General features: G+C 41.0%; 37 protein-coding genes and 2 pseudogenes. 24 read left to right on the top strand and 15 right to left on the bottom strand.

Annotated elements, in window-relative coordinates:
- Nucleotides 1–256 precede the first annotated feature (256 nt).
- Nucleotides 257–1,504 (top strand): hypothetical protein, encoded by a 1,248-nt coding sequence (locus RM049_RS33835; RefSeq protein ID WP_322707309.1) that lies wholly within the window; start codon nucleotides 257–259, stop codon nucleotides 1,502–1,504.
- Nucleotides 1,503–1,966, top strand: a pseudogene (locus RM049_RS39470) (hypothetical protein); the annotation flags it as partial. The gene RM049_RS33835 and the pseudogene RM049_RS39470, both read left to right, overlap by 2 nt.
- On the opposite strand, the gene RM049_RS33825 reads toward RM049_RS39470, so the two are convergent.
- The 5 genes from RM049_RS33825 to RM049_RS33805 all read right to left on the bottom strand — a co-directional run bounded on the left by RM049_RS33825 (nucleotide 1,925) and on the right by RM049_RS33805 (nucleotide 5,565).
- Nucleotides 1,925–2,140, bottom strand: coding sequence for a hypothetical protein (locus tag RM049_RS33825; RefSeq protein ID WP_322707308.1), 216 nt, complete (start codon nucleotides 2,138–2,140; stop codon nucleotides 1,925–1,927). The pseudogene RM049_RS39470 and the gene RM049_RS33825 sit on opposite strands and share 42 nt — an antisense overlap.
- Nucleotides 2,140–2,733, bottom strand: coding sequence for a hypothetical protein (locus tag RM049_RS33820; protein WP_322707307.1), 594 nt, complete (start codon nucleotides 2,731–2,733; stop codon nucleotides 2,140–2,142). The genes RM049_RS33825 and RM049_RS33820 overlap by 1 nt, the downstream gene beginning before the upstream one ends.
- Nucleotides 2,734–2,779: 46 nt before the next feature.
- Nucleotides 2,780–3,346: a hypothetical protein gene (locus RM049_RS33815; protein WP_322707306.1), complete on the bottom strand. Its 567-nt coding sequence runs from the start codon at nucleotides 3,344–3,346 to the stop codon at nucleotides 2,780–2,782.
- Nucleotides 3,347–3,451: 105 nt separating this feature from the next.
- Entirely contained in the window at nucleotides 3,452–5,050 is a 1,599-nt protein-coding gene (locus tag RM049_RS33810; protein WP_322707305.1) for a hypothetical protein, read from the bottom strand.
- A gap of 188 nt (nucleotides 5,051–5,238) precedes the next feature.
- Nucleotides 5,239–5,565: a helix-turn-helix transcriptional regulator gene (locus tag RM049_RS33805; protein WP_322707304.1), complete on the bottom strand. Its 327-nt coding sequence runs from the start codon at nucleotides 5,563–5,565 to the stop codon at nucleotides 5,239–5,241.
- Between the two features lie 797 nt (nucleotides 5,566–6,362).
- Between RM049_RS33805 and RM049_RS33800 the strand changes: the two genes are divergently transcribed.
- The 8 genes from RM049_RS33800 to RM049_RS33765 all read left to right on the top strand — a co-directional run bounded on the left by RM049_RS33800 (nucleotide 6,363) and on the right by RM049_RS33765 (nucleotide 10,232).
- The gene (locus RM049_RS33800; RefSeq protein WP_322707303.1) at nucleotides 6,363–6,929 is read left to right on the top strand and encodes a hypothetical protein; all 567 of its coding nucleotides are present in this window, start codon (nucleotides 6,363–6,365) and stop codon (nucleotides 6,927–6,929) included.
- A 272-nt stretch (nucleotides 6,930–7,201) separates the two neighbouring features.
- On the top strand, nucleotides 7,202–7,630 hold the full coding sequence (locus RM049_RS33795; RefSeq protein WP_322707302.1) for a hypothetical protein: 429 nt from the start codon (nucleotides 7,202–7,204) through the stop codon (nucleotides 7,628–7,630).
- Between the two features lie 92 nt (nucleotides 7,631–7,722).
- Nucleotides 7,723–7,962 (top strand): hypothetical protein, encoded by a 240-nt coding sequence (locus RM049_RS33790; protein WP_322707301.1) that lies wholly within the window; start codon nucleotides 7,723–7,725, stop codon nucleotides 7,960–7,962.
- A 93-nt stretch (nucleotides 7,963–8,055) separates the two neighbouring features.
- Nucleotides 8,056–8,814, top strand: coding sequence for a hypothetical protein (locus RM049_RS33785; protein ID WP_322707300.1), 759 nt, complete (start codon nucleotides 8,056–8,058; stop codon nucleotides 8,812–8,814).
- 66 nt (nucleotides 8,815–8,880) lie between these two features.
- Nucleotides 8,881–9,150, top strand: a complete 270-nt coding sequence (locus tag RM049_RS33780; protein ID WP_322707299.1) for a hypothetical protein — start codon at nucleotides 8,881–8,883, stop codon at nucleotides 9,148–9,150.
- Between the two features lie 11 nt (nucleotides 9,151–9,161).
- Complete coding sequence (locus RM049_RS33775; protein ID WP_322707298.1) at nucleotides 9,162–9,488, top strand: hypothetical protein; 327 nt, start codon at nucleotides 9,162–9,164, stop codon at nucleotides 9,486–9,488.
- Between the two features lie 2 nt (nucleotides 9,489–9,490).
- A complete protein-coding gene (locus RM049_RS33770) occupies nucleotides 9,491–9,682 on the top strand; it encodes a hypothetical protein (protein WP_322707297.1) in 192 nt (63 codons plus the stop codon).
- 208 nt (nucleotides 9,683–9,890) lie between these two features.
- Nucleotides 9,891–10,232, top strand: a complete 342-nt coding sequence (locus RM049_RS33765; RefSeq protein ID WP_322707296.1) for a hypothetical protein — start codon at nucleotides 9,891–9,893, stop codon at nucleotides 10,230–10,232.
- 35 nt (nucleotides 10,233–10,267) lie between these two features.
- Here RM049_RS33765 and RM049_RS33760 read toward each other — a convergent pair whose 3' ends face one another.
- On the bottom strand, nucleotides 10,268–10,351 hold the full coding sequence (locus tag RM049_RS33760) for a hypothetical protein (RefSeq protein WP_322707310.1): 84 nt from the start codon (nucleotides 10,349–10,351) through the stop codon (nucleotides 10,268–10,270).
- Nucleotides 10,320–10,454 carry a hypothetical protein gene (locus RM049_RS33755; RefSeq protein ID WP_322707295.1) on the bottom strand — a complete coding sequence of 45 codons (135 nt, stop codon included), beginning with the start codon at nucleotides 10,452–10,454 and terminating at the stop codon, nucleotides 10,320–10,322. The genes RM049_RS33760 and RM049_RS33755 overlap by 32 nt, the downstream gene beginning before the upstream one ends.
- Nucleotides 10,455–10,492: 38 nt before the next feature.
- Here RM049_RS33755 and RM049_RS33750 point away from each other — a divergent pair, with 38 nt between their 5' ends.
- Nucleotides 10,493–10,708, top strand: a complete 216-nt coding sequence (locus RM049_RS33750; RefSeq protein WP_322700487.1) for a hypothetical protein — start codon at nucleotides 10,493–10,495, stop codon at nucleotides 10,706–10,708.
- A gap of 10 nt (nucleotides 10,709–10,718) precedes the next feature.
- Entirely contained in the window at nucleotides 10,719–10,865 is a 147-nt protein-coding gene (locus tag RM049_RS33745) for a hypothetical protein (RefSeq protein ID WP_322707294.1), read from the top strand.
- A 443-nt stretch (nucleotides 10,866–11,308) separates the two neighbouring features.
- On the opposite strand, the gene RM049_RS33740 is transcribed toward RM049_RS33745, so the two are convergent.
- Both RM049_RS33740 and RM049_RS33735 read right to left on the bottom strand, forming a co-directional pair.
- Nucleotides 11,309–12,058: an SDR family oxidoreductase gene (locus RM049_RS33740; protein WP_322707293.1), complete on the bottom strand. Its 750-nt coding sequence runs from the start codon at nucleotides 12,056–12,058 to the stop codon at nucleotides 11,309–11,311.
- 189 nt (nucleotides 12,059–12,247) lie between these two features.
- Entirely contained in the window at nucleotides 12,248–12,784 is a 537-nt protein-coding gene (locus RM049_RS33735) for a hypothetical protein (protein WP_322707292.1), read from the bottom strand.
- A 265-nt stretch (nucleotides 12,785–13,049) separates the two neighbouring features.
- Between RM049_RS33735 and RM049_RS33730 the strand changes: the two genes are divergently transcribed.
- Both RM049_RS33730 and RM049_RS33725 read left to right on the top strand, forming a co-directional pair.
- Complete coding sequence (locus RM049_RS33730; RefSeq protein WP_322700484.1) at nucleotides 13,050–13,274, top strand: hypothetical protein; 225 nt, start codon at nucleotides 13,050–13,052, stop codon at nucleotides 13,272–13,274.
- Nucleotides 13,275–13,620: 346 nt separating this feature from the next.
- Nucleotides 13,621–13,818, top strand: a complete 198-nt coding sequence (locus tag RM049_RS33725) for a hypothetical protein (RefSeq protein WP_322707291.1) — start codon at nucleotides 13,621–13,623, stop codon at nucleotides 13,816–13,818.
- Nucleotides 13,819–13,847: 29 nt separating this feature from the next.
- Here RM049_RS33725 and RM049_RS33720 read toward each other — a convergent pair whose 3' ends face one another.
- A complete protein-coding gene (locus RM049_RS33720) occupies nucleotides 13,848–14,309 on the bottom strand; it encodes a DNA-binding protein (protein ID WP_322700483.1) in 462 nt (153 codons plus the stop codon).
- A 53-nt stretch (nucleotides 14,310–14,362) separates the two neighbouring features.
- A complete protein-coding gene (locus tag RM049_RS33715; protein ID WP_322707290.1) occupies nucleotides 14,363–14,599 on the bottom strand; it encodes a hypothetical protein in 237 nt (78 codons plus the stop codon).
- 152 nt (nucleotides 14,600–14,751) lie between these two features.
- Here RM049_RS33715 and RM049_RS33710 point away from each other — a divergent pair, with 152 nt between their 5' ends.
- The 9 genes from RM049_RS33710 (at nucleotide 14,752) to RM049_RS33670 (ending at nucleotide 19,593) form a co-directional block, all read left to right on the top strand.
- Nucleotides 14,752–15,261, top strand: a complete 510-nt coding sequence (locus tag RM049_RS33710; protein WP_322707289.1) for a hypothetical protein — start codon at nucleotides 14,752–14,754, stop codon at nucleotides 15,259–15,261.
- 65 nt (nucleotides 15,262–15,326) lie between these two features.
- Entirely contained in the window at nucleotides 15,327–15,647 is a 321-nt protein-coding gene (locus RM049_RS33705) for a hypothetical protein (RefSeq protein WP_322707288.1), read from the top strand.
- A 16-nt stretch (nucleotides 15,648–15,663) separates the two neighbouring features.
- Nucleotides 15,664–16,104, top strand: a complete 441-nt coding sequence (locus RM049_RS33700) for a hypothetical protein (RefSeq protein WP_322707287.1) — start codon at nucleotides 15,664–15,666, stop codon at nucleotides 16,102–16,104.
- A 3-nt stretch (nucleotides 16,105–16,107) separates the two neighbouring features.
- The gene (locus RM049_RS33695) at nucleotides 16,108–16,395 is read left to right on the top strand and encodes a hypothetical protein (protein ID WP_322707286.1); all 288 of its coding nucleotides are present in this window, start codon (nucleotides 16,108–16,110) and stop codon (nucleotides 16,393–16,395) included.
- 4 nt (nucleotides 16,396–16,399) lie between these two features.
- Nucleotides 16,400–17,941 (top strand): hypothetical protein, encoded by a 1,542-nt coding sequence (locus RM049_RS33690; RefSeq protein WP_322707285.1) that lies wholly within the window; start codon nucleotides 16,400–16,402, stop codon nucleotides 17,939–17,941.
- 333 nt (nucleotides 17,942–18,274) lie between these two features.
- Nucleotides 18,275–18,580: a hypothetical protein gene (locus RM049_RS33685; protein ID WP_322707284.1), complete on the top strand. Its 306-nt coding sequence runs from the start codon at nucleotides 18,275–18,277 to the stop codon at nucleotides 18,578–18,580.
- Between the two features lie 2 nt (nucleotides 18,581–18,582).
- Complete coding sequence (locus tag RM049_RS33680) at nucleotides 18,583–18,774, top strand: hypothetical protein (RefSeq protein ID WP_322707282.1); 192 nt, start codon at nucleotides 18,583–18,585, stop codon at nucleotides 18,772–18,774.
- Between the two features lie 101 nt (nucleotides 18,775–18,875).
- On the top strand, nucleotides 18,876–19,103 hold the full coding sequence (locus tag RM049_RS33675) for a hypothetical protein (RefSeq protein WP_322707281.1): 228 nt from the start codon (nucleotides 18,876–18,878) through the stop codon (nucleotides 19,101–19,103).
- A 304-nt stretch (nucleotides 19,104–19,407) separates the two neighbouring features.
- A complete protein-coding gene (locus RM049_RS33670; RefSeq protein WP_322707280.1) occupies nucleotides 19,408–19,593 on the top strand; it encodes a hypothetical protein in 186 nt (61 codons plus the stop codon).
- 71 nt (nucleotides 19,594–19,664) lie between these two features.
- On the opposite strand, the gene RM049_RS33665 is transcribed toward RM049_RS33670, so the two are convergent.
- The 3 genes from RM049_RS33665 to RM049_RS33655 form a co-directional block, all read right to left on the bottom strand.
- Nucleotides 19,665–19,919 (bottom strand): hypothetical protein, encoded by a 255-nt coding sequence (locus RM049_RS33665; protein WP_322707279.1) that lies wholly within the window; start codon nucleotides 19,917–19,919, stop codon nucleotides 19,665–19,667.
- Between the two features lie 129 nt (nucleotides 19,920–20,048).
- Entirely contained in the window at nucleotides 20,049–20,177 is a 129-nt protein-coding gene (locus RM049_RS33660; protein ID WP_322702359.1) for a hypothetical protein, read from the bottom strand.
- 100 nt (nucleotides 20,178–20,277) lie between these two features.
- Entirely contained in the window at nucleotides 20,278–20,745 is a 468-nt protein-coding gene (locus RM049_RS33655; protein WP_322707278.1) for an AAC(3)-I family aminoglycoside N-acetyltransferase, read from the bottom strand.
- A gap of 451 nt (nucleotides 20,746–21,196) precedes the next feature.
- Between RM049_RS33655 and RM049_RS39465 the strand changes: the two are divergent.
- Nucleotides 21,197–21,517, top strand: a pseudogene (locus RM049_RS39465) (ISLre2 family transposase); the annotation flags it as partial.
- A gap of 374 nt (nucleotides 21,518–21,891) precedes the next feature.
- On the opposite strand, the gene RM049_RS33645 reads toward RM049_RS39465, so the two are convergent.
- Nucleotides 21,892–22,530: a calcium-binding protein gene (locus RM049_RS33645; RefSeq protein ID WP_322707277.1), complete on the bottom strand. Its 639-nt coding sequence runs from the start codon at nucleotides 22,528–22,530 to the stop codon at nucleotides 21,892–21,894.
- Between the last annotated feature and the right edge of the window lie 437 nt (nucleotides 22,531–22,967).

Here is a 22,967-nt window from a genome sequence, read left to right as displayed (position 1 = left end):
GAATACTCGCTAATAATTTTCCTTTCTTTATTTTTGCACATTTGGGATGCTCCCGTTTTTAAATCAATGAAATACTTAAGCTGCTGATTCAGTAAGTCAGCAGCTTAAGCTTAATTTTGTAACATCAATAGCTCATTTTTGAGATAGTGGCTGTCATAGATGAAAAACAGTTAAAAAATAAATCATCTTACTAAAAGTGTTATTGATTTTATTTTAAACACTATATTATTTACTTTCAATTTAAGGAATATTTTAAATGAATGCAAGGCTAAAATCTGACTGGATATTTCGTATTCAAATTCTTAGTTTTTTGCAAAATTCAGAAGTTTTGAATTTGTTACGTTTTCCAACAAATCCGTTACTACCTAAAAATGTAGAAGTTGAAGCATCATACTGGTCAAGGGGATGTACAGTTAAAAAATCTTCAAAAAATATTAATAACTTAATTAATTTTTTGTCAGATAAACAGAGTAATAGAATAAGTTTTTCCTATAATTTTATTCCGTATAATATCCCAGGATTAGATATTTCAGTAAAAAAAATTACAAATCAACTTGACATTTCTCCAACAAACTTAATTTGGGCATCAACGACTGGCTACCAAACTCATAATTATAGTGATGAAGCAATACGTATGACTTTTGAATCAAAAGCGATATCACTAAAACACAAAGAAATTTACGTATATCCAACACTTTTAGATTGTGTAATTATATTAAAAGGCTCAAATAATAAAGATGAAATGTATCAAAGATTATTTAATCTACTATCTTGTAGCATTCCTCATACTCTCATGAATAAGACTATAATTGGCTGTGCAGAATTGGATGAACATAGTGAGTTAATAAGTTTTCTAAATATACTTAATCGATTGACTCCTTGGGCAAATGCCTATTCATTCTTAAGTGAAAGATTTGATGACTTACATCCTATTCTTATTGGCCCATTAAACCTTTGCAGGAATCTATCGAGTATTTTTGATAATGTCGTACAATTAGAAAATGTCTCTGGAATAGATACAGAACAAGCATTAGGTATAGTGTTTATTCCTCAAACAATACTTAAAAATACAAACAGTAGAAATATTGCTCAACCGTACCTAGTTCCTAAAGATAAATCTAATGACTGTTATCACCAATTAAATCCAATATTAGGAGAGTTTGAGGTTGGGCGAAGCAGAATAAAAGTATTTACAGCAAGAAGATGGAGAGAACTTTCTGAAAGAGGTATGACACCTCAATTACGAGAAGACTCTAAACCATTTCACGTAATACAACCGGAGTATTGTCTTAAAATTGGGATCGATCCTGATAATATGTTAATTCGTGTTTTACAGGATGAAATTGCCAGAAAAATTGAACAAGAAATTAATGATTGTTTTGGAAAACTATCCATAGAAATACCGCTTCGCATGAGAGTTTGGTTAGCTCATGAAAGAGGTTGGTCAAAATGGTCTTTTGATTGTCAGGAAGTGCTGTCTTTTGTAAAGAATTATTTTTTTTGAGATAATTTATAACACTGCGAAACGCTTGTTGGGATTAAGTTATCTGTGGACTGGTTCAATCAATGGTATCGAACTTCAAGTTTGGGCAACTTGGTTGTTCTACGCAGTTTTAATTGACCTCGCGGATGCGATTGCAGATGAGTTATCTCTACCTATTTGAGCGAATTCCTCTGGAGATGGTATTTAGAGGTCTGTATCACTTTACAGCGCTTCCCGCTATTATGCAATACAGTTTTTTCTTACCCCTCTCCTATCATAGCTTTCAGCTTTAAGGATGTACCTCATAGCTGCCGGAAGTTCTGTAATCAAACATATTCCAAGGGTAAGGCAACTGACCCAGTTTAGTTTTTTACGGCTCCTGAAAATAAGTGTCTTGATATTGTTAAGACTATACGGAAGAAGCCTCAACCACTTGATTTATCACCTTTTCCCCTCCCCTTGACAAATCCTGCTTTTCCTTAACTTGTCATTTCCTCTACCTACTTTCAAGGGTAGTCCAATGAGCCGCACAACTGTTTTGCCTTGAACAGTCGCGTCTTGTGCTTTTATCTGACATTTTTGCATGGCTTCTGCTTCATTGTCAGCCCAAACATAATCAGTCCAGACTTCTTTGGGTTTTTCTGGGTCTTCTAGCATTATTTTAGTTTAGCATTCCAATCAATTAACACCTCATCCACAATCGCAATCCCCCACTGCGGAAACTTCGCCAGCAACTTCTTGATCACAATCTGCAAAGCCGGATCATCATTCCAACACTCCTGCAAAAAGTCAAACCCCGGATTCTCACCCGAATTTGCCGCAAGTTTCAGTTTCTGCATCCGCTCCGGTCGTACATTTGACCTCGCAATTATCGCCTCATGTGACCATTTTTCAGCACTGGGTACAGGCGCGGCGGAACTTTCACCTTCATCAACTGCTTTGACTTCTACACCCGAAACCGAATTTTCAACCAACAACGAAGCAGAATAACTCTGTTCTACAAGCTTTGGTGTTTGATTAGCGATCGCTTCCTTGTCAGAAAATTCATTCTGAACGACGGGCGCGGCGGAACAAGCACCTTCATGACAGCCTTTCTGCTCAACACCACAATCCTGATTTTCAGCCAATAACGAAGCAGATTCACCCTGTACAGCATCCACAAGCGCCAGCGTCGTGCAGTCATTCGCCGTAGGCGAGTCTTTTTCATTCTCTGACACGCCTTGAACAGTCTGAGGCGACGCGCCCCTCAAGGGCGCGTGAGCCGTCTCCTCAACTTGCAAATTTCGTATAAGCGTATCAGGAACACCTAACGAACTCTTTTGTAGAGTTCGTTAGGTGTTCCTGAACAGTTCGTGAGGGTTTTTGAAACCCTTGCTCTAGCTGGTTTTGACCTAAAATAGATGCTTCATACAAAGCACCCATTTCTTCACAGCCAGCATCTTTATCTGAATCCCCAGCATTTGATTCTCGTTTTTCAGGATTTGGTTCTTGTTTTTCAGCATTGGCTTTCTCCCAAAATTCCTTCATCCGGCTACCGTGTAAATTCTTCACCATCCAGCTAGCCGTTTCCCGGCCATCCTGAATCGACTTGTCGGGTTTGAAAATGAACAGACCACTTTCGGAGAGAATTTTCTTCGCAGAGATAAAAGTACTGTACCCCAAAGCAGAGGTCAAAGGCAGCCATCGGGAACCGTAGGGGTCAGCCGTCCAGCACTCTTGCCACAATTGCGTAATTGATGGTTTTTGCTGCGAAGCCCACAACATATCTTCGATGGGAATAATCACATGAAGCCTTTTATACGGGGATTCCTTCTTGCTAGCAGCAGCCTTTTTGGGCTTAGGTCTTGTAATAGTTGCAGTCATTCTACAATCTCCTGTTTATCTTGACGCACGGAATTTTCCCTACAGCGATTGCAGGGTTTGGTATTTGTATTTAGTTGTCTAAAAAGTTACCGATACACTGAAAGCCTATTCAGGTTGCCAAAACCGCAATTCATCTCGGAAATACCTGTCAGTCTTTTTCGATTCGTTTCGCCAATGATCCCAAGCAACTATCAACTCTTCGCCCAAATCCTCTACGACTTCACCCCTCTCGACATACAAAGTGCGATATGGGTCAGCATGGGCAACAATAGAGCCAACGCCAATTGTGTCCGGTTGAGTAGATGCGTTCTGGAGTGCGGTAATTAAATTTGTCTCCTCACTGGTCAATTCTGCCCAGTAATCTTGTTTAATCACCTCATACTCTTGCGCCACTGCCCAATAATCCTGCCACGTACACCCAGGTTTAGTTAGCACTGCCCTAATGTCACTAACCGCTTGGGGTAACATTTCCAATTGCTCTGCTTGATAAGCGATCGCAGTTAATGTCGGTTCACTACCTAAAATTAGCGCTGCTGCCTCCAATGCCTGGGTATTGTTCATAGCACTAGCGAGATTCTTTAAAGCCATGCCCATTAGCCGTAAGCATTCCTGGGCATTCTCTTTTGGGGGTTCCTGGGCCAGCGATCGCAGATCAATTGTCTTCTTTAACGTCTGTTTCACCTGCTTGTTCAAAGCTCTGGTCGCTTGCTGGGTCATGGTATTTCCCCATTGTTGAGAATGGCGCTCTTGTACTGCGTGTTCTAGTTCCTGAATGCGCTGCTGGAGTTGCTGGTTCTCAGTCTCAAGCTTTCTCAACCCCTCCATTTCATCTAGCCGTTGCTGTAACTGGATGTTTTGCTCTTTCTGCTGCCTGTACAAATTTTGCAGAGATTGAATTTGCTCTTGTACTTGTTTTTCTGCTTTGGCGGTGGCTTCTGTTTGCAAACCAATCCTCATTTCTTGGGAGAGCCGCTCTAGCTCCTGTTTATGGCGTTCTTCAATAGCAGCGATCGCCTCAGAGTATTCTGGTGAATAATTTCGCTCTCTAGGAAAGGGAACACTAGCGGCATCTAAATCAGTATTGTTGATCAACAACCTCTCGCTATCAGCAAAGGTGACAATTTGCTGCCAGTGATTTGGCGCGTCTGCTGAGATGGTTCCCTCTTCTCCATACCTTGGATGTGATTCTTGTGAAACTGTGACAATAGCTTTTTGAGGAACCACTGGTTCTTGAATTTTGGGAACCGTTGGTTCCTGAATAGATTGCTTTTTGCGTGGAAGTTGAGGAACCACTTTTTGGGCGGCGGCAGCAAAATCTGATTCACTTGGGGAGGAATTTTCTTCAAGTGCGATCGCTACAGCTTGTTTTAGTTTCTCTGGCTCCTTGACTAACCGTAGTAGTGGACGGGCCTGACGCTCATTTTTAATGTATCCGCCCAACTCGCTAACTGCGTCTATGACCTTTTTGGCTCCTAGCAGTTGGTTGATTCGTCGGTATCCACCCCAAGCGTATAACTCACGCTGGCAGTATTCTTCAAAGTTTTTATATCCAGCTTGCAGGTAAAGCTGTTGTTCCCGCATCTGGAGGATTTCATCTACCGCTTGCCACTCGAATCGGTCAATAGCGGTGAAGGTTTCCTGGATGCTGGTGTTGAGGTTGCTGTAATCAAGTGCCGTAGTTTGTTCTCTGTCTAGTGTCAGCATATCTCTTGCCCACTATGTATGGTAAATGCTTGAAAGTTGGGGTGTTGCAGTTTAACCAAAGTGAACTGAGAAGATACTGAAGGGTATTTGCACAAAAATGTGTCAGCATTATAATAAGCTCACTTTGTGATCAACGGATTGAGCAGGCGATCGCATTGCTTTGGTCGGCGGGCGGTCGCTTTTAACTTTTACGCTGCTTTTAGTAGATCAACTTCTGCACTTTCGCCCAGAATTTTCTTTTTATTCGCTAAAGTCTCTGTTTCTGCTTGAGAACTGAGCGTGACACCTTTTTCTATTCTTAGTCTTTTGGGTGGCTCACCTTCCTCAAGCAAGTCTCCAGGCTTACAATTAAGGGCTTCACAGAATCTTGCTGCTGCATCTAATGTGAGTGATTTAACCTTATTTTGTTCAATTTTTTGGATGAACTGAGGACTATAACCAGTCTTTCTAGCTAGGTCATTCTGAGAAAGACCCGCAGCCTCTCTCAATTTTTTTAATGCGATAAACACAATCATCCTCTCCAAATAATACTCCTATTATAGTGGTACTACTATTGGATGTAAATATATAGGACTTACATCTATTGGTATTAGAGTTGCTTATGTGCAACCAATAGTAGTATTACAAATCTCTATCTAAAAGTAACTACTACTCTATTGACTACTACCAATAGGTGTACTAGCATTATGTACATGAGGGTAAGAAAAACGAACCGTCTGCACCCGAACGCAATCAAGGGTTCGCAAGCCAAATTACCAAACATTCACTCATTCAACTAACCACAAAACCAAGTGCCACCGGGACTAGCAGCCGGAAGCCAAACTTGTAATGCTCAAGCCAACGAAGATGATCTCGATGACCTACCAAGTCTTAAAAAACTGGTTATTTATTGCCTAACTGCCTAGAAATCAAAGATTTTACAGCAAAGCTGAATTTAGTAGAGTGTCCTCTTGCGAACACAGCACTTCCTTACACGTCCCCCGATGGTGCCGTCTACTGTCTTGATAATGCTCTTAGCAACTAGTAGTCTGCCAACCCAAAAATGTTAGGTGGAGGTTGGCAGAGGAGCAGGGGAGCAGGGGAGCAGGGGAGAGATTCGTACAAGTTCTTTCCCCTCTGCCCCTCTGCCCCTCTGCACCTCTGCTTGCCACCACGCAAAGTTTGTGTGGCGAAGCACTAGCTTTGATGGCTACGCCAAATCTATTTGAGAGCGTTGTGCGAAACCACAACGTCGTTTGCACACATAACAAAGGCGACCGCCCACCCTGGAAAGTTTGCGATCGCCTTTTCCCCTATCACGGAGATCAATATTATGAACTATGCAACACATACACAGCAAGCAATTCCTAATTCTTCTGTTGACAAGCAAACCCTAGCCCAAGCAGAACTGTACACCCACCTCGAAACCCAAGCCGAAGCTGTAGCCCCCACACAAGATCCTCTCACCAGCAGAGATCGCCGCATCATTGGCGAGATTATCGAAGTCCAACCCGAATCAGTTCGCACAATCTGGATCGAAGGCGGAATCACAGTATGGGTGCAATTAGTCGGTGGCGGACGGCTGCCCTTCGATAGAAACTGGTTCGCTACAAGAGTTGCAGAGGTCAAGGCGACTCTACCAGAAACACCCCTGGAGCGCAACGAGCGATTGAGCGATGAACTGGAGGAAGCTTGCACTGCTTTTGGTCTGTACCACGGTCAGATTGACTGGCTTTCGTTCAGCACCAAACTCTACCAAGATGGGCGCTTTGTCGGCTTCGTCGGGTGTAATCAACAAGGTTGGTATGTCAGACCAAGACAGTACGGGGTAAATCGGGTTGCTGGCAGTGCCAAAGATGTGATTGCGCTGCTGGGAGTCCGAACGGCAGTAGCAGCGTAAGTTGCTGAAGTGAGAAAGGGCGATTGCACACCAAGACAACTGCAATCGCCTCCAAAGCTCAATCGCTGCTTTAGAAATAACAATCATGACACAAAGTGCAGCAAGTAACCTCTTACTTCAAGTAGGTGACTGTCACGAGAGAATTCTCCTACCTGCTACAGATGCGAATGCAGAGGTGTAAGAAATTCCTAGTACTGGAAGTGAGAAAAAGCGATCGCAGCCCTAGAGTTATGCAATCGCCTCTACAACGAAATTAGACAAACGAAATTATCATGGCACACACAATAAACTCATTTTCTCTTAAAGAAGCCCAGTTCGATAATTCCCAAGAGAAAATTCTCCTCTCTCCAACCGACCCCAATGCAGAGGTGCTAGAGATTCCTGGCTACAAGCTGGTTTACGTTGACGGAGCCTGCCCCAGAAACTATCGAGTCTATAAGGGTGATTCCATGATTGGGGTGATATTTCAGTACATCACCCACTGGTCTAACGGAGTGGATTCTCTTCGATACACCGAGTCGGTTGATGCAGCAGTCGGGTTGGATGAATTTATGGCAAAGACAGGCTACTTTACAGCGACTAAAAAGGAACCGCCTACCGAAGAAGAGTTGTTAGATAAGGAATTTGATTCGCTCACGAGTGAGGAGTGGGAAAGGTTAAAGAGATACGTGCCAGAAACTAGAGATTTGGTTGCAGCGTAAGGAAACGGGTGGGCAGGATAGACCCACCTGTGTGGCAAGGAGCAAACCTAAATTTTATCCAAATAGAACACCACAATTCATCGGATAAATCAATGAAACCGATAGAAATACTACAAGAGTTCAACTCGTGCTATCTCAAGATTCAAGCGATTGCCCAAGATGAAAACTGGCTCTTGTTGATTGCTGATAAAAGGATTGATCCAGAAGCCGCAACTCACTTAGCTGATGTCCTGCATTATTTGAGCGAGGCGATGGGGTGTGTCGAAGAAATCGTTGAAGTCAAAACAGTTCAAAATTCACGCATTATCAATTCAAAATTGCTGAACTGCTGACTTATTAGTTAAAAGCAATTCCTGCACTGTCATAAATAGCTAAGTCGAACACTATCCAGTATCAACCCAATTTTTAACAACAACAACGCAATTATGGAAACCATCATCATCAACAACAGTGTCTTTCTCATTCCACCCAGCCAACCGAAACTACAAGCCAATTGCGCTAAAGAATATGGTCAATTCTTACTTGATTGTCCCCCAAAACTCACGATTCTACAAGCACAAGCTGGCGGATACCTCAAAGGTAACAAGGCTGATTTTGCAATTGCAATCTCACGCCCTGACCGTGCCTTGACTATCAACGAGAATTTCACCAATGAGCCATTTACTGAACTCTGGGTGATTCCTGTTACTGGCGGACTCAAAGACCAGTTTAAGGGGCCAGCCTCCATGCTGCTTAGTTTTCTAATCCACCGTCGGAGTAAAGACAATTTCGCTGGATTGTACAACCACTTCGCCCATCGCGCATTTCAATCGTGGTGCGAGGAAGGAATGCCCGGAGATCCAAAGGAGTTTTGTTATCAGGCGATCGCTTCGGTACTGAAAAACTATATTTTCTGCGCGGAGTTTCAAAAAGTGGAAGGAACGCTGGGAACGTACTGGTTTATTCAGTGGAGCTATCGCAATCCACAGTCTGATTTTGAGCATGATGCCCTCGTTGCAGCAGAGATGATTCGTAGCGGTGCGGAATCTGGGGCAACAGTTCATTGGGTAACGAATGATACTTACGAGCGATGGGCTAGTAATGCTGTCACTGCACCAGCATTACCCCCGGTTTCAGAAACTGAAGCGAGGGCATCTCTGCAAGCGCAGAATCAGACAGTTATGCCGCAAGGTAACAAGCGGTAATTAGATACTACAACGGCGATTCACCTTTGAGTCGCCACTAAATAAATTAGCGGTTCAAATAAGTAAATGAAAATCGGTACTGTCTCAGTTAGTTATTCCAGAAAGTTCAATTTGGGCAACTACGAATCAATCGAATTAGGTTGTTCTTTATGGGCGCAAATCGAGGACGAAGAAGATGCAGATGGTGTAGTTCAATTTCTCTATCATCAGGCGAAAGCAGCAGTTAAAGAGGCTGCAATTCCAGTAATTAAAGCTAACGAATTCCAAATTACCAAAGCCAAATCTCAACGGAAATTTGCAACTGATGAAGGTGTTGTAGAAATAGATAATTTTTGAGCCAATCAAACATGAAACAACTAACAGGTTTTATTCCCATTGCTGCATTACCTGAATCTACTGCTGCTTCTGCTAAACAACAGCTAATAGAAACCATTGAATGGCTCCACAAAGAAGGTGCTGCTACTGAAACCAACCTCAAACTCTTGACTGCAATTGTCGAATCAATTCTTTGCTCGGAAGAATCATACACCAGATTTTTAAAGTGTGGTTTTGATGCAGCGATTGAGTTTTTCGATACCAATTCTCAAAACTGGAAATTTGAAGAGTCAACGTCATCACCTCATAATCCCAAGAATTGGAATGAGTATAAAATAAGCTGTTTATTCAAGGATTAAAAATGGCTAATCTCCCACCAATTAATTCAGTTGTCAAAGTCATTAAAGCACTGACAGAAAAAGACCCAAGGTTAGGCCAAACAGGTACAGTAATTCAGTATTCAGGGCACGGGATGGTTTGCGTTCATTTCTCAGATATGCCTACTGGTCAGGGAATTTTTTTTAATGCACATCATTTACAAATCATAGAGTAATAGACAAGATTATGCCGAGAAAATCAACTTATCCCACCTCTACTGACCAGTCCTCACTGTGTCTACAGTACCTCCGTCACTGTGAAGGTAGCGCACGATTGCGTAGTATAAACTTCGGTCTTAACCTGATTTAAACACTGGTCAATCAAAGAAAGGTAAAGATTACGAATACAGGTACAGGTTTCTATGTTCAATTGGAGGAATTCAAATGACTAATCACAAACAAGTTGTTTACCAATCTCAAGTAGACCACAAGAGTAAATTGGTTCTTCGCCGCCGTAATAGGAGAAGATTCAGCCCCAGAATTTGTATTGACCGCACCGTAGAAATAACTGCAATTGTCTCTCTGTTAATTACTGGATTCTCTGGAGTTGGAGCAATGGGGTGTTGGGGGTTGGAGATTATTGAGACTAATAATCCCAACATAATCATCTCTGATTGGGAGCAACAGAAAAATATCTGCCTGGGTGCAATGTTGGTCAGTTTTTCCGCTTTTTTGGGTACTGCCTTGGTTGGAGCAAGTTTTAGTATTCAACGAGACAAATTTTAGAGAGATAAACGACGATGGAAATCAAATTAACCACATCACAGATTCGGACTATCTTGCAAGGATGTCAATAATAGCTCTTTTTCGCAATCAGCGTGCAGATCGCCACCACCAACCAGCACCCGACGCTCGATATCGACTGCTGTTTTGATGTAGAACTTGTGAACAGTTACGCATTTGTTCTATTTGTTGAGCAGTGGCGCGATTACGTAATAGCAAAATCATTCAAATCATAACCTCTATCAGGGAAAGGCATTCTAATTATGAAACGTAATCAAGCACAAGTAATTGCTGTAAGTCTCACTGGTACATTAGCGGCCATATCTATTGGGTATTTAGGAGTACAAATTTTTGGCAGATATACAATGTACACGATTACTACAGTCATGTTAGGGCTGGGTACTGGAGGAGCTATCGGTCAGGTTTTGGTGGAGAAAAGGCAGCAGCGAGTAGTACAAACACAGTCAAAACAAAGATAGGAACAATCGTATGGAAACTTCAAAAGTTATCACTATTCCCAATCATTGGACATTACCAAAATATTCGTTAGGACAAAGAACCAAGCAGGGGATGATTGTTGGGATTCAGTATTATCCACCTAATAATCTACTGACTGGCTTATGTAACGAATCTTGACGTTATGGTGTTTTAGATAAAAACGATTTTTCTGAAGTGTCACATCTTGAAGAGGAGAAAATTCATCTACTTACATCACTTGAATTACGTGCTGAACTTGAAGCTGAGATTGAAGCGCATCAGCGTAAAATATTAATTCTCAAGCACCAGCTGGAGGCAATATCCAATGCTTAAGTGAGTATTCACGTACTAAGAAGCACCTCTAATATAAATGACTTGATCAGAGTTAGAGCCGACTTTTCACGAAATATGGAAAAGTTAGAGTTAGAAGGATAATGCTCAACTTTTTACAAAAGACGGCGATTCATACCACACATTGAAGGAATGGGATGAATCGCCGTTTGCCCTAAAAATCAATACTCATTACTATTGAGTCTACGAAAATCGTGAGAATTCGCGTAATCACTAATAACTTATGTCACTGCTTCAAATTGTGGTAGAAGTTACCAAGCTACTGGTTCACCAAGATGGAAAAACCCACCACTGGGGCCATCATTTGGTAATATCGCTAATTCAACACCAGTTTTCGCACCTGATGCGATGTCCATCATCGCACCTTCACCACCTAATTCCGTTTTTACCCAACCCGGATGAGCGCTATTAATCTTCACCGGAGTATTGCGTAACTCATGAGCTAAATGAATAGTAAATGAGTTCACTGCTGCCTTAGAAGCATTGTAAGCAAATGGTTTGGAATCATAGATGAATGAATTGGGGTCAGCATGAAGTGTTAACGAGGCTTCAATACTCGACATATTTACAATTCGACCGCTAGGGCTATTCAATATTAACGGCAATACTCGTTGAGTTAATTCCACTAAGCCAAAAAAGTTTGTGTTAAATGTCTGTCGAATAATGTCTACAGAAATAGAACTAGCATTACTAGCTAACCAATCACCATCTAAAAACACACCTGCGTTATTGATCAAGACATCAAGCCTACCAAAAGAGTCACTAATTTGTTGAACAGCAGATTCAATTTGAGTACTATCAGTGACATCCAGGGCAATTGGGTGAGATATTATTCCTTCGTTCTCCAAGTTACTCACTGCTGTTTTAGCTGCATCTAGGTTTCGGGCCGCTATCAGAATTGTCAATCCATGTTGTCCGAGTTGACGACTCATTTCCAGCCCCAGACCTTTATTTGCACCAGTAATCAAAGCTACTTTGTTCTTTAGTTCGTCCTGCGCCATGATTAAGCACTCCTGTGATGAATTAAGATCACATTTCAGAACAAGATGTTTAAGCTGAGTTTAAATACTGGGTTAATCCTCTCACAAAGTTTAAACGTTGAGAACCTAGAAGAAAGGCTAGGTTAAACAGCACACACTTGTTGGCAAAACAAAAAAATAATTCAAATAGAATTATTGCGATGAGCTTGACTATGCTGAAATCTTTTCACTAACAGCTTGATGTATAATTTCTTTCTTTAACAAATCTGCTGCAACTGCTGCAATGGTTTCCCAATCTTCTTGTTTTAACAACACCCCAAGCAGTTCGCGCAGTATCTCTCGATTAGAAATGAATTCTTCACCATAAAGCTGATCATTTTCCAGAGTGGCAAGTATGTATTCTCTTACCTCTGGTGTCGGCAGCCTAAACTTTTCAAGTATTCTTTCTCTTGCAGTAATGACTGCAATTTTCGTAGCTGTACCTAAATTCCAATTATTCAGTAGCAACCGCACTTCTCTATTTAGAGAAATACGCAATGTTGTGAAACGCCCCAGAAGTTCTAGATTACCCATTAAGGAGGCAAATGCTGACCCCCAATCTAATCCAGTCCCAATATTGCCACCAACTTTATCTTCAGCTTCAACACCTTTTCGCAACCATTCTTCATTAAATAATAAACCTATTGGATTTACTGCATTTTCTTGGTTAAAGACGCTTTTACTGTAATTAGGTTCTTCCTGACTCATTAACTTCACCTCGCTACCTATTCAGAAGAACGACGAACTCCATACTCAAAGTTCTCCACAGGTGTACATGGCATCTGGCGCACCAACGGCTGCTGTTAAAATTCTCAACCGCTTGAGTGCTGTCCAGTGTCACCAGGTTCACAGATTAACCATGCCACCGGCTTTCCTGTGTTTCAATAACTTATACAAAAGATTACACTTTTTCATCTGGGCAATGGGATTATGAAAAAAAATGCCAAGGAAATATAATTTTTTCGATTAGTTTATGCCCAAAGAAATATTCCCTTCATCATTTGAATGTGATTGTGGCTATCAACTTCATTTTTTCGAGAACACAATTAAGGAAATGAAGTTGATGAGTAAACAGAAAAAAATTCTCCTTTCTGATGGAGCAGACCCAAAACACACTGTTGTATTTGAGCATGGGTTGATGGTCGATATCGAGTGCCCTAAAAAAAAGAAAAAGAAAAACTTGCAAAGTAAAAAATAGAAAGTTTAGGAAATAAAATTCAGCATCAGTCATGAAAAGCTTGTAAGGGATAGGGTGTAGAAAATCCCAGACTTAAAAGCAGGCGTTCTGTGAGCATCAGAGGCTGTCGATCGCACTTTATAAAAAAGCCCCGTTTTTGGGGCTTTTTTCCATCCCTTTTTTTTTTCGTCAAGTGGGCCGCTTTTCGCGTGACACCCATTCTGTATGGCTTTGAGTACTGTCTCTGCACGCCGATGTCACAGAGCAACTGTGCCGCTTTTTGTGACATTAACGGAAACACAAGGGTTCTGGGCGTTGCTAACATCATGCCGCTTTTTGTGACATCTATACACAGCAGGGGTTTTGAATGTCACGGCATACCTGCCGGAATTCTGTACCGCTTTGTGACAGAGTAGTGCAAAAAAAAGAGCGGCTAGAAATTAGAATTCAGGAGTCAGGAGTCAGGAGTCAGGAGTCAGAAATCAGAAAACAAGAATCGGTATTTCGACCAAAAAAGTGGTGCTTTTTAGAGTTTGGTAGAAAGCGTCCTAATTCCTGGTTTTGAATTCTGAATTCTGAATTCTGAATTCTTCTTCACAAAGCATTTCCTAATTCCAGCCATCTAATAAGTTCTTGTGGGGGAATAATTCTCGATACAGAGAAGGGAATACTATGTTTTTCAGCCCAACGATACACAGTTCGCAAGCTGATTTTACGCTTTGTTCTGTCGTAGATAAAATTCGGAAGTTCTCGCCCAGATAACGGAAAATCTGGTTCTTCTAAGTCGATACCAAATTGGGCAAAACGCTCTTGATCTTTTTTAAGTAACAATGAAACGTCTGACAAAGAATACTTTTTGAAGAGATTTTGACTTTTGAGATATGCAAGCCCTAACAAATAGCAGCATTCTTTCAATCTCACCTGTCGGGCGTACTGCTTTACACCACATATCCTTAACCATTTTCGCCAAGCTCTAATACTAATGCTTTTACCTAAGACGTGTTCGCAAGCTGTTTTTACCCAAGCAAGGGTGTATGCTTCTTCAATACTTTGCATATTTTGTTGCTCCCTTTACTCAACAATGCCCAGGTTAAACCTGGGCGCGAAAATTACTCTTCTTCTCCTTGATTGGCAACGTCAGGAGAAATCTTATCTCTCAAGCGCTTGTTAATCATTCTTTTATTACTGCGCTCCACGTAAGCGCCAAAACCGTTTTCCCAAAATACACGGTGCAATTCTGACAATTTCCAACCTTCAAAGTCGGCTAATTCCTCAGCTTCTTCAAATAGTGCTGTTGGCACGTAGAGTTCAATCCGGGTCATTCCCTGTGCTTTCGTTCTAGGCATTGTTGCATCCATACTTAATCACCCAAATTATCAACTGATATTGCTTATGGGACAAGAAACCGACAAATTTAAAATATTGTTTGTTTCTTATATGCTACTTAGCTAACATATATATTATATTAATGGTGTAGTAGCACATAAGAAACTAAGTTATGCAAAAAGTCAAAGAAATTTTGCTGGCTCAAGGTATCGAGTTCGATGAGGCAGATATTGTGTCTGCTGCATCAGCTATTGGCATGGATATTGATAATTTAAATGATGCCGAAGCTCAAGAAGTAGCAGTTCAAGTTGTACAAGCCAAGAAATCAACTGCCCTGACCACTGCTAATAGTAAGTCTAAAAATACGGGAGGTAAACTCGGTAAAAACTCACCCCGCCGTAAATCCACACCTCCATTGCAAGGAGCGATCGCTCACGCATCTCAGGTTTCAAACCAAGAAATTCAATCCTTGGAGGATGTTCTTAACGTCGGGATTGATGCTTACACAACTGACAAAGCCGACCAGTTGTTATCAACGATTCGCAATGCTCCCAAGGACGTGGTGAGTAAGTTTGTCTCTAAGGCGATGGAGGAGGAAGCTGATGTAGATTCCTTTCGTGCAATCGGTGACGAACTCGTTGCGGGTATTTTCGGTATTAGCCCAACAAATGCGACCGAATAAATTGATTGGATTAGCAGCGGTACTAAATCTGCTGCTATTAACCCTCGTTTTGGGCGTGGCAATATATGGAGCAACAAGACCAAACCCATCGCAAAGCATTAAATATTCACCTGAAGAAGGACGGGGAGTTGAATCTGTCGGGGCTGACACTAGAAAACCTCTCTCCAGAAGAATTCCTAGTCGTCCAGCAACTTATTGATGAGTCGAGAGTGCGATCGCACTCCAATAGACAGATTGAGGAATTGATGCAACGAGGGATGATGGCTCAAACTGCGATCGCAGCAATGACCGTTTTAATGTTTTCGTTCATGGGCATATATGGCATAACCCGATATATCGGCTCACAAGTTCAACAAGTGCAAGAGAGTTATACCAATTTTAAGTAGTAGGGGGGAGAAAAGAATGTTAGCAAAATGGCTTCCTGGTTTATTTGGCGGTAAAGGTGATGGAGTAGTATCAACGGATTTAAGAGTTGGGGATGCTACCCAAATTGAGGGTAATTTACCTTCATCAATCCGCTCACGCTACACATTGCCAGCTTACACTACAGCAAAGCAGGTTCTGGATGAAGCAGAAGTGGCTGGCACGTTAAAAGCACAGAAGTGGCTGCATACAAAGTTCTCCAGGCACAGGCTTAAGCAGTTGCAATCTTTGGCAGAGATGTATAAAAACCAATTGGCATATTCCCAAGAAGCCATGAAGATTGAGGAAGATTTGCAGCGAACTAGGGCGCTACATGGGGAAGCGGTAATTCGTCATGCCTTCGGTTCCCAGGAACAGCAGCGTCAACTTGGGGGATACGAAAAAGCATTTGATGAAGTGGGTGATAGCTTTAGGTTCTAGGTTATGCAAATCAAGCTCTCTCATATAGGATATGCAGTGTCTGGGGTTGGCTTTTCTATGTTTATGGGTTATTTATCCGTTGCCAGCCCCGTTAGTCGATACATTCTTTGGTTTATTGGCATAATCTCTATCTGCTGCATAGTTCTGGGGTTATTCAACTTTGGCGGTTTAGTCATTAAAGGATTCGGCTTCAACCGCAAAACTTTCACTATTGGCTTAATGCCTGGAGTAATATTTCTGTTTATCTTCTTGACTTTAGTTGCAGCTGGTGTTGCTTTGGGGGTGAGATAAGTTTATGCCATTTGAATTACAACGTCTAACTGCCAGTAGCGTTATTCATGCAGAACGGAGTATTTTATGTTCTTTAGGAGCGAGTGCTGTATTATGTCTGTCTGCTCCTTTTTTCTTAAATACTGACCGAATAACAACCGGGATGCTACTTGGTGCGGGAACAGTGAGTGCTGGCTTATTTGGGGTATCCGCCCAAATCAGCGAAAGTAAGGAAAAAGTTTACCAGTCTTTGCTAGAAGCTGACCTGAAATCACTTAAACAGCATTTACAAGGTGAGGCTGTTTATGATTATGTTACGACTGCGATCGCTGCCAAACGCCGAGTTGCTGATTACGTGAATCGCCTGCCCGTTAGTGAGCGCCCCCGGTGGATTGCTGAATATCAGTTGCAGGGGTTGGTTACTCTTCCTGAACCACCAGCACAACAACAACCTTCACCGACTGGTATTCCCAATCCCGATATTGCTGACATTGATGAAGAGTCGGTGCAGTCCGTGATTAATCCGGGTGCGATGAAAATTCTGCAAGCGATCGCTGCTAATTATCCTGAGTACATCAGAATTGATGGTGCTTGGATTGATGAACTATGTGATGCTGCATCTAATCAAAATATGACTCTTCGCAGTAATCACCATTTTTACCTATCTGGTGGAACACAATCTGGGAAGTCTACGCTGGCTGGAGTGATTATTAACAAAATCGGTGCAAAATCTCAAACACCAGCAATTGTGATTGGCAGCGATCCAAAGGATGATGTCACCAGATGGTTGTGCAAGTTCAGCCGTAAGTTTGACGGCATGAAAGAATTAAGAAATTGGCTCATCTTTGCCACAGACCAAATTGACAAACAGAAAGCAAGAGTATCAATTGTTGGTGGTGAATGTCACGGTGTTCCCGAATTATTTCTTGCTCAAGATGAGGTGGACTCTGTATTTGGTGGTGGCAAGGGACTTCCAGGAATGGTTGATGCTGATACTGCTAAAGATTTGCAAGGTTTTTGGAACTATATCATCAAATTCACTGCTGGGTTAAAAGGTCATGGGCTATTCATGGGCCAGTCTCCACTTTCTGGGGAAACCGGATTTAGTCGCCCGTCCTTGAAAAATGTTTGCTTTATTGCGATGGGGCAAACATCCTCTTATATTCTTGACCATCCCCAGGATTTTGTAAACGTTAAAAAGGAGATTTTGGAGGTCTTGCGACAGGCTTGTGAAATGTTAGACAAAGCCGGAGTTCGATATGCCTTGGTGATTCCCACTCGGTCTAATCCTTTTGTTGCTCTAATCCCGGAATTTGATATCAAAGGTCTGGAACAAAAACAGGATTCCAAACCGAATGCTGACACTGTTAATAGTTCTAAAAATAATCAGCAATCCTCACAGCAGCAGGTTGACTGGTATCAAGAAATTAGAAAATGGGCAACAGAATTAGGGAGAAAACCACATTTTCAGGAAATCAAACAGAAGTGGCACGAATTAACGGGGCAAGAGTTAAACGAAAAAGGGGTGACTCTATTACTAGAAAATCTCGGCTACACAGACGATTAAACTGGAATGCTCGATATGGTAATCCCAAAGAGTACAGAAAACAAGTAGCATTGGCGTAGCCCGCCGTAGGCATCGCTCACAGAAAAACTCACAATTATTGTGTCGTTTGCCTAACGAAGAAAAGCGAAGAGATCCATCACGCTTACTATGGGAATGACGTTATTGGGGTATCGACATTTCCTACGTGTATCTCTTGTCATAATGAGATTTGTCATAGTCCAATTAACTGGATAAAGAGCTGTAGTAATCCTGTTTGGGGTAATCGTAATACTGATGAGTTTATTACAAGATTGAGGCTGGGATATCAGCTACTTTATGGAGTAATTAAACGTTATGTATAGCGATTACGATAATTTTAATTTTGAAGAACGCTTACAACTTACTGAATCTGAAATCAGGCGACGACATCAGCAACGAATGTTCTTGTGTCGAAATGCCCAACTGTTACAGCAGGAGTTGGAGCTTGAAGCTGAATTGTTAGAAGACAATCCAGAGTTAGCCCAAACTATTCACGCTCTCAATATGCAGGAGATTCAGAGTAATCAGAGAGGGCTAGAGAATGTTTTAGGTTCAGAAGAATTAGCCTCCAAAGAGCAAAGTGTTTGGAGTAAGTTTTTTCCGGGATTGGGTGGGAGATAAATATGTCTTGGTCGAAATCTATTTCTCTTGATGTTGCTAATAAGCTTTTTGACGTAATTGGGGTTTCTTTTGAGCAGAATGAGTTAGAGGGCGGTTACATTGCTAAACACGAAAGTAAGACTTTGAGAAGGTCAACATTGACCGCTTGCTGTATAGCTGTTTTGAGTGATTGGGTAACAATTAAAAAGGAATAAATTTATACTATAACTGGCTCAGGTAAATCCAACTTCCTTCAGTCCGATTTTATTGATACTAGTTTTTAGCCTTATAAATTCGATAAAATTCCAGATTAACTATGGATCACTTGCAAGAATTAATAAACAAAATTCAACCCACCGTTGACATAATTCAAGAATCTGAAACTAGAATCACTTTGCAGGGTGATTTCATTTCAAAATCTGGCACTGATGACCTTGAGTATTTTATTGGTTTGAGGTTAATCTCAGCATCTTTTCCTTTCAATAACAAGCTAGAGTGCCGTACTTATCAAAAACCAAAAATGATTACTTGTGAAAATTTCTAATCAGCTTGAATTAAAAGGTAACATAATTGAGGCACACAAGAACCATAAAGGATTTGAAATAATCGTTACCTATTACCAACCAGATCCCTACGATGTAGGTTCTTATATCTACTACATCAGAAATTAAATTATAGTTTGGAGTTAGTAGTCGATAGCTATAAAGACCGCTCATCCAGGGAAGAGTCACTGGAAAAAGCATTGAATTTTGCTTTTCTTCACTATATAAAATCATTTGATTGAAGATTAACTATAGCTTTTGGGCAAGATATGGAATTTGACTGTAGAGCAATAGAGATAAAGACAAATGGGGATTAAAGTGACTTACTCAGTTTATATAGAATCTAACTCTGGCACAAAAGTGGATGTGTTAACCAATTTGCCTGATAGAACTGAAGCGTTAGAATCTGCCTTAAAACTGAATCATATTGTCAAGGACGCAGGATACAGAGGTAAGGCTTGTAAAGTTGTTGACCATGATGGCGAAAAATGATGCTGGAATAATCAAAACTGAGAATTTACATCAGGAGAAAAATATTTAACCGAGCGTTTCATGGGAAAATTTCAAGCCGTTTTGATAATAACCCATTTCGACTTTTTGATATTCTTTAGGTATTTGTCAGCGTAGTGGAAAGCTGCTGCCTTATCGTATTTCGCTATATTCAGGGCTTGTAACAATACGGATAAAGGAATTGCCACCTGTGTAAGCCTTTCGGCTAATATTACTGACTCTTCTTCTGTTGCTGCTACTGTCGCTTCTAATGGTTCAAATTTTATTTGCTTATTTATACGGTTATCTAACATTGTAGTATTAGTCATAGATGCACCTTCAAAACTTGTATAATGCAGTTTTACTGAAAGGCAGCAAGAATGAATCCGTGTTTATGCGGGACTTATTAATCAGCTAACTTCATGAATCCGCACAATTGCCGTAGGAGCGCATCTTGATTAAAGATTTCGTTCGCCATCTTTTTCCAAGATGGAAATTAATTCAAACACTTGCATATTTTCTCCCGTCCAAACTTGATCTAGTAACCGCAAATTTTTATAGGGGTTTCGCACGAAAAAAAACTGCATTTGATCGCTGATGATGACTCAACCAGGATTTAGAAATATTGTAAAAAATTGACCCGCTATTTAGTATGCTCTTCTCGAAAAGCCACTACTCGGATAAGCATTAGGCATTGTCATTGCCGCTATTAACTGGTATGTCGAAATGCAATACGTCTTCGCGCTCGCCCAACTTTGTATAAAGTTTAATGGCTGGATCGTCACCGATATCCGCCTGGACGAAAATGACATAAGCTCCACATGCTGCTGCTACTTCCTTCAGCTTTTGAATTAATGCCGTTGCGATTCCCTGCCGTCGGTGTGCGGCAGCAACAGCTAGATCGTAGATGTAAATCTCACTGCGCTCCTGCTCGAACTTTTTAAGCTCGTAGGCAGTAAGACCACCAACGACCTCACCTTCTTTCAATGCGGCGATCGCAATGAAGTAGTCACTATCGAGCAGTTGCCGCAGATAGTCTGGACTAGGTGGATTTCTATATGTCTCCACCTGATCGAACACCTCACCAAAGGTCGCTAATAGAGCTTCCATTAATGCAACGTCCTCCGGTACAATCTGTTGAATGCTTAAGTTCATTAGTATTTCCTAAGGGGAGCAACGCGATTTTGTGAGGTTGGGTGAAAAAGGTGCGATCGCTAATAAATATATTTAAGTACAATATAAATATTTATACATTTAAAGCAGTATTAGCACTGCTTTAAATTTCCGGTTCTATTGTAGGGTCTGAAGATGACTCGTTTTTGTGACAAAAAAAAGGTAGGATTCCCTTTGGAGTAAAGGTTTTGATATCTGACATCAAAACAGGGAGTGCCTACTTTGCTTATGAAAAATCATATATATTCTACTTTCGATTTAAGCAAATCATTAGAAAACTTTCAAGAACAAGTTACGAAACTTTTAGAACTAAAGAACGAAACTTTTAGAACTGAAGAATATCTCAGAATGGGATGGACGATTTTTCAGAGAACGTGAGCAAGAAATTAGAGAATTGTCCTTAATTTTGGCAGGAGAATGTACAGCTTTGTTGCTCGTTATTGCTGTAGATGGTGGTCGTACACGGATTCAGATTAATAAAAAAGGTAGGCGTAAGGTTAAGACTAATCGTGTAGGCTTTACAGGAGAATGGATTGAGCCAAAACTATTAACAATTTATGTAGTGAATGAGCAAGGTGAAAAAATCAAAAATGGAGAGATTCCAATTACCAATGATGGAACTTATAAAGGATATCAAGGGTTTTTGCAGATATTAGAGATGTACTTGGTTAATTTAGGTATTAGTCAGGCAAAACAGGTTTTATTAATTGCGGATGGAGCAGAATGGATCTGGATACATATTCCTCCTTTTCTATCTTTAATTCGTTTATCAAACCTCAAACATCCTGATAAATTTTATACTTTAATTCGGTATTTAATGTATTTTTTGCCATAATTGATACTAAGTCTTAAAGACTTATTGCAGATATATTTGGAAATAATCGTCAAATAACTTACTAGCAATCTTTTTGAGATATCTCATCAAGAGCATTTATCGTGCAATTACGTATATTAATTGCAAATAAAATTACTTCATACAGAAATGTAAGTTTTAGCGTAGGCGCAGCCCGCCGAAGGCATCGCACCTTTTTCACCCAACCTCACAAAATCGCGTTGCTCCCCTGTACCACTTGCACGACTTAAATCTTCTTGAAAGCATTGCTGTACAATGCTTTCAATTACCTCAATCTAAGCTGTAATAAAGTCGAAGGAAATAGACACATTAGTATTGTCTTGCACAACCGCAATGAGATCACCGTTTTTCAAAATTGAAGTGTCTAATGCGGAACCACCAGAAAAATTAACGTTCTTGTTTAATGTGTAACCAAAGGCACTACCGTTAACTCGAATCTTGTCAGCTTGACTGGAATCGAAATCAACAATTGTGGCAAAACTAGAGCCGGCCGAATTGAGGTAGAAGGAACCGCTTCTATCTCCAAGCGCAAACGTGTCGGCTCCAGAACCGCCCCTTAGAGTGTCTAACTCATTCCCACTGACTCCATTAAAGCCTATGAGAATATCATTGCCGGCGCCACCACTGAGGGAGTCACTGCTAGAGCCACCGAAAAGGCTGTCATTGCCAAAGCTACCTATAAGGGTGTCATTGCCCGCGTTACCATTAAGGTCGTCATTGTCAAAGCCACCATCAATCAAGTCATTGCCGGGATCACCGAGAATTATGTCATTGCCATCTCTACCGAAGAGGGTGTCGTTACCCGAACCACCGTTAATTAAGTCAATGCCTTGTAGACCATCGATAAAGTCATTAGCTCCATCAGCAAAGATGACGTCATTTCCATTGGTTGGTTGTCCTTGTATAATAGCCATAGTGTATTTTCCTTGTTGAAGTTAGTTAATTTAGAACTTGAGAGCGATCGCAACAAGCTAAAGTGAAGACTGGTTAGTATGAGTATTTGGGAAACTCATGTTATCTTCAGCAACTAGTATCACCTGAATCTAAATTAAGCTTTTAATAAGAAAAACACAGCCCGAAAAAGACTTTAATAGTATGAAGTCGAAAAGGAAATTTAAATTGCTTGGTATTATTTAGTCACAAAAAGTCTGATTTGGTTGAAAGGGATGATGATGGGTGGTATTTCCTAAGCTATATTCCTGCTGAACGGCTAAATCCTGCTCGTTCATACAATATCAGACGAAAGGGCTAAACCCAAAAATCATACGCTTTTCTAACTAGGGCGTGGTCTACAGCGAAAATAAATTAATCGATGTCAAGCGTTCGCTGAAGAGATTGTGGATATCGGCAA

It is taken from the genome of Nostoc sp. DedQUE04 (assembly GCF_034530995.1).
In the GTDB taxonomy this organism is placed as follows: domain Bacteria; phylum Cyanobacteriota; class Cyanobacteriia; order Cyanobacteriales; family Nostocaceae; genus Nostoc.
The sequence above is the reverse complement of the archived record's forward strand: the minus strand, read 5'-3'. Positions and strand labels throughout refer to the sequence as shown.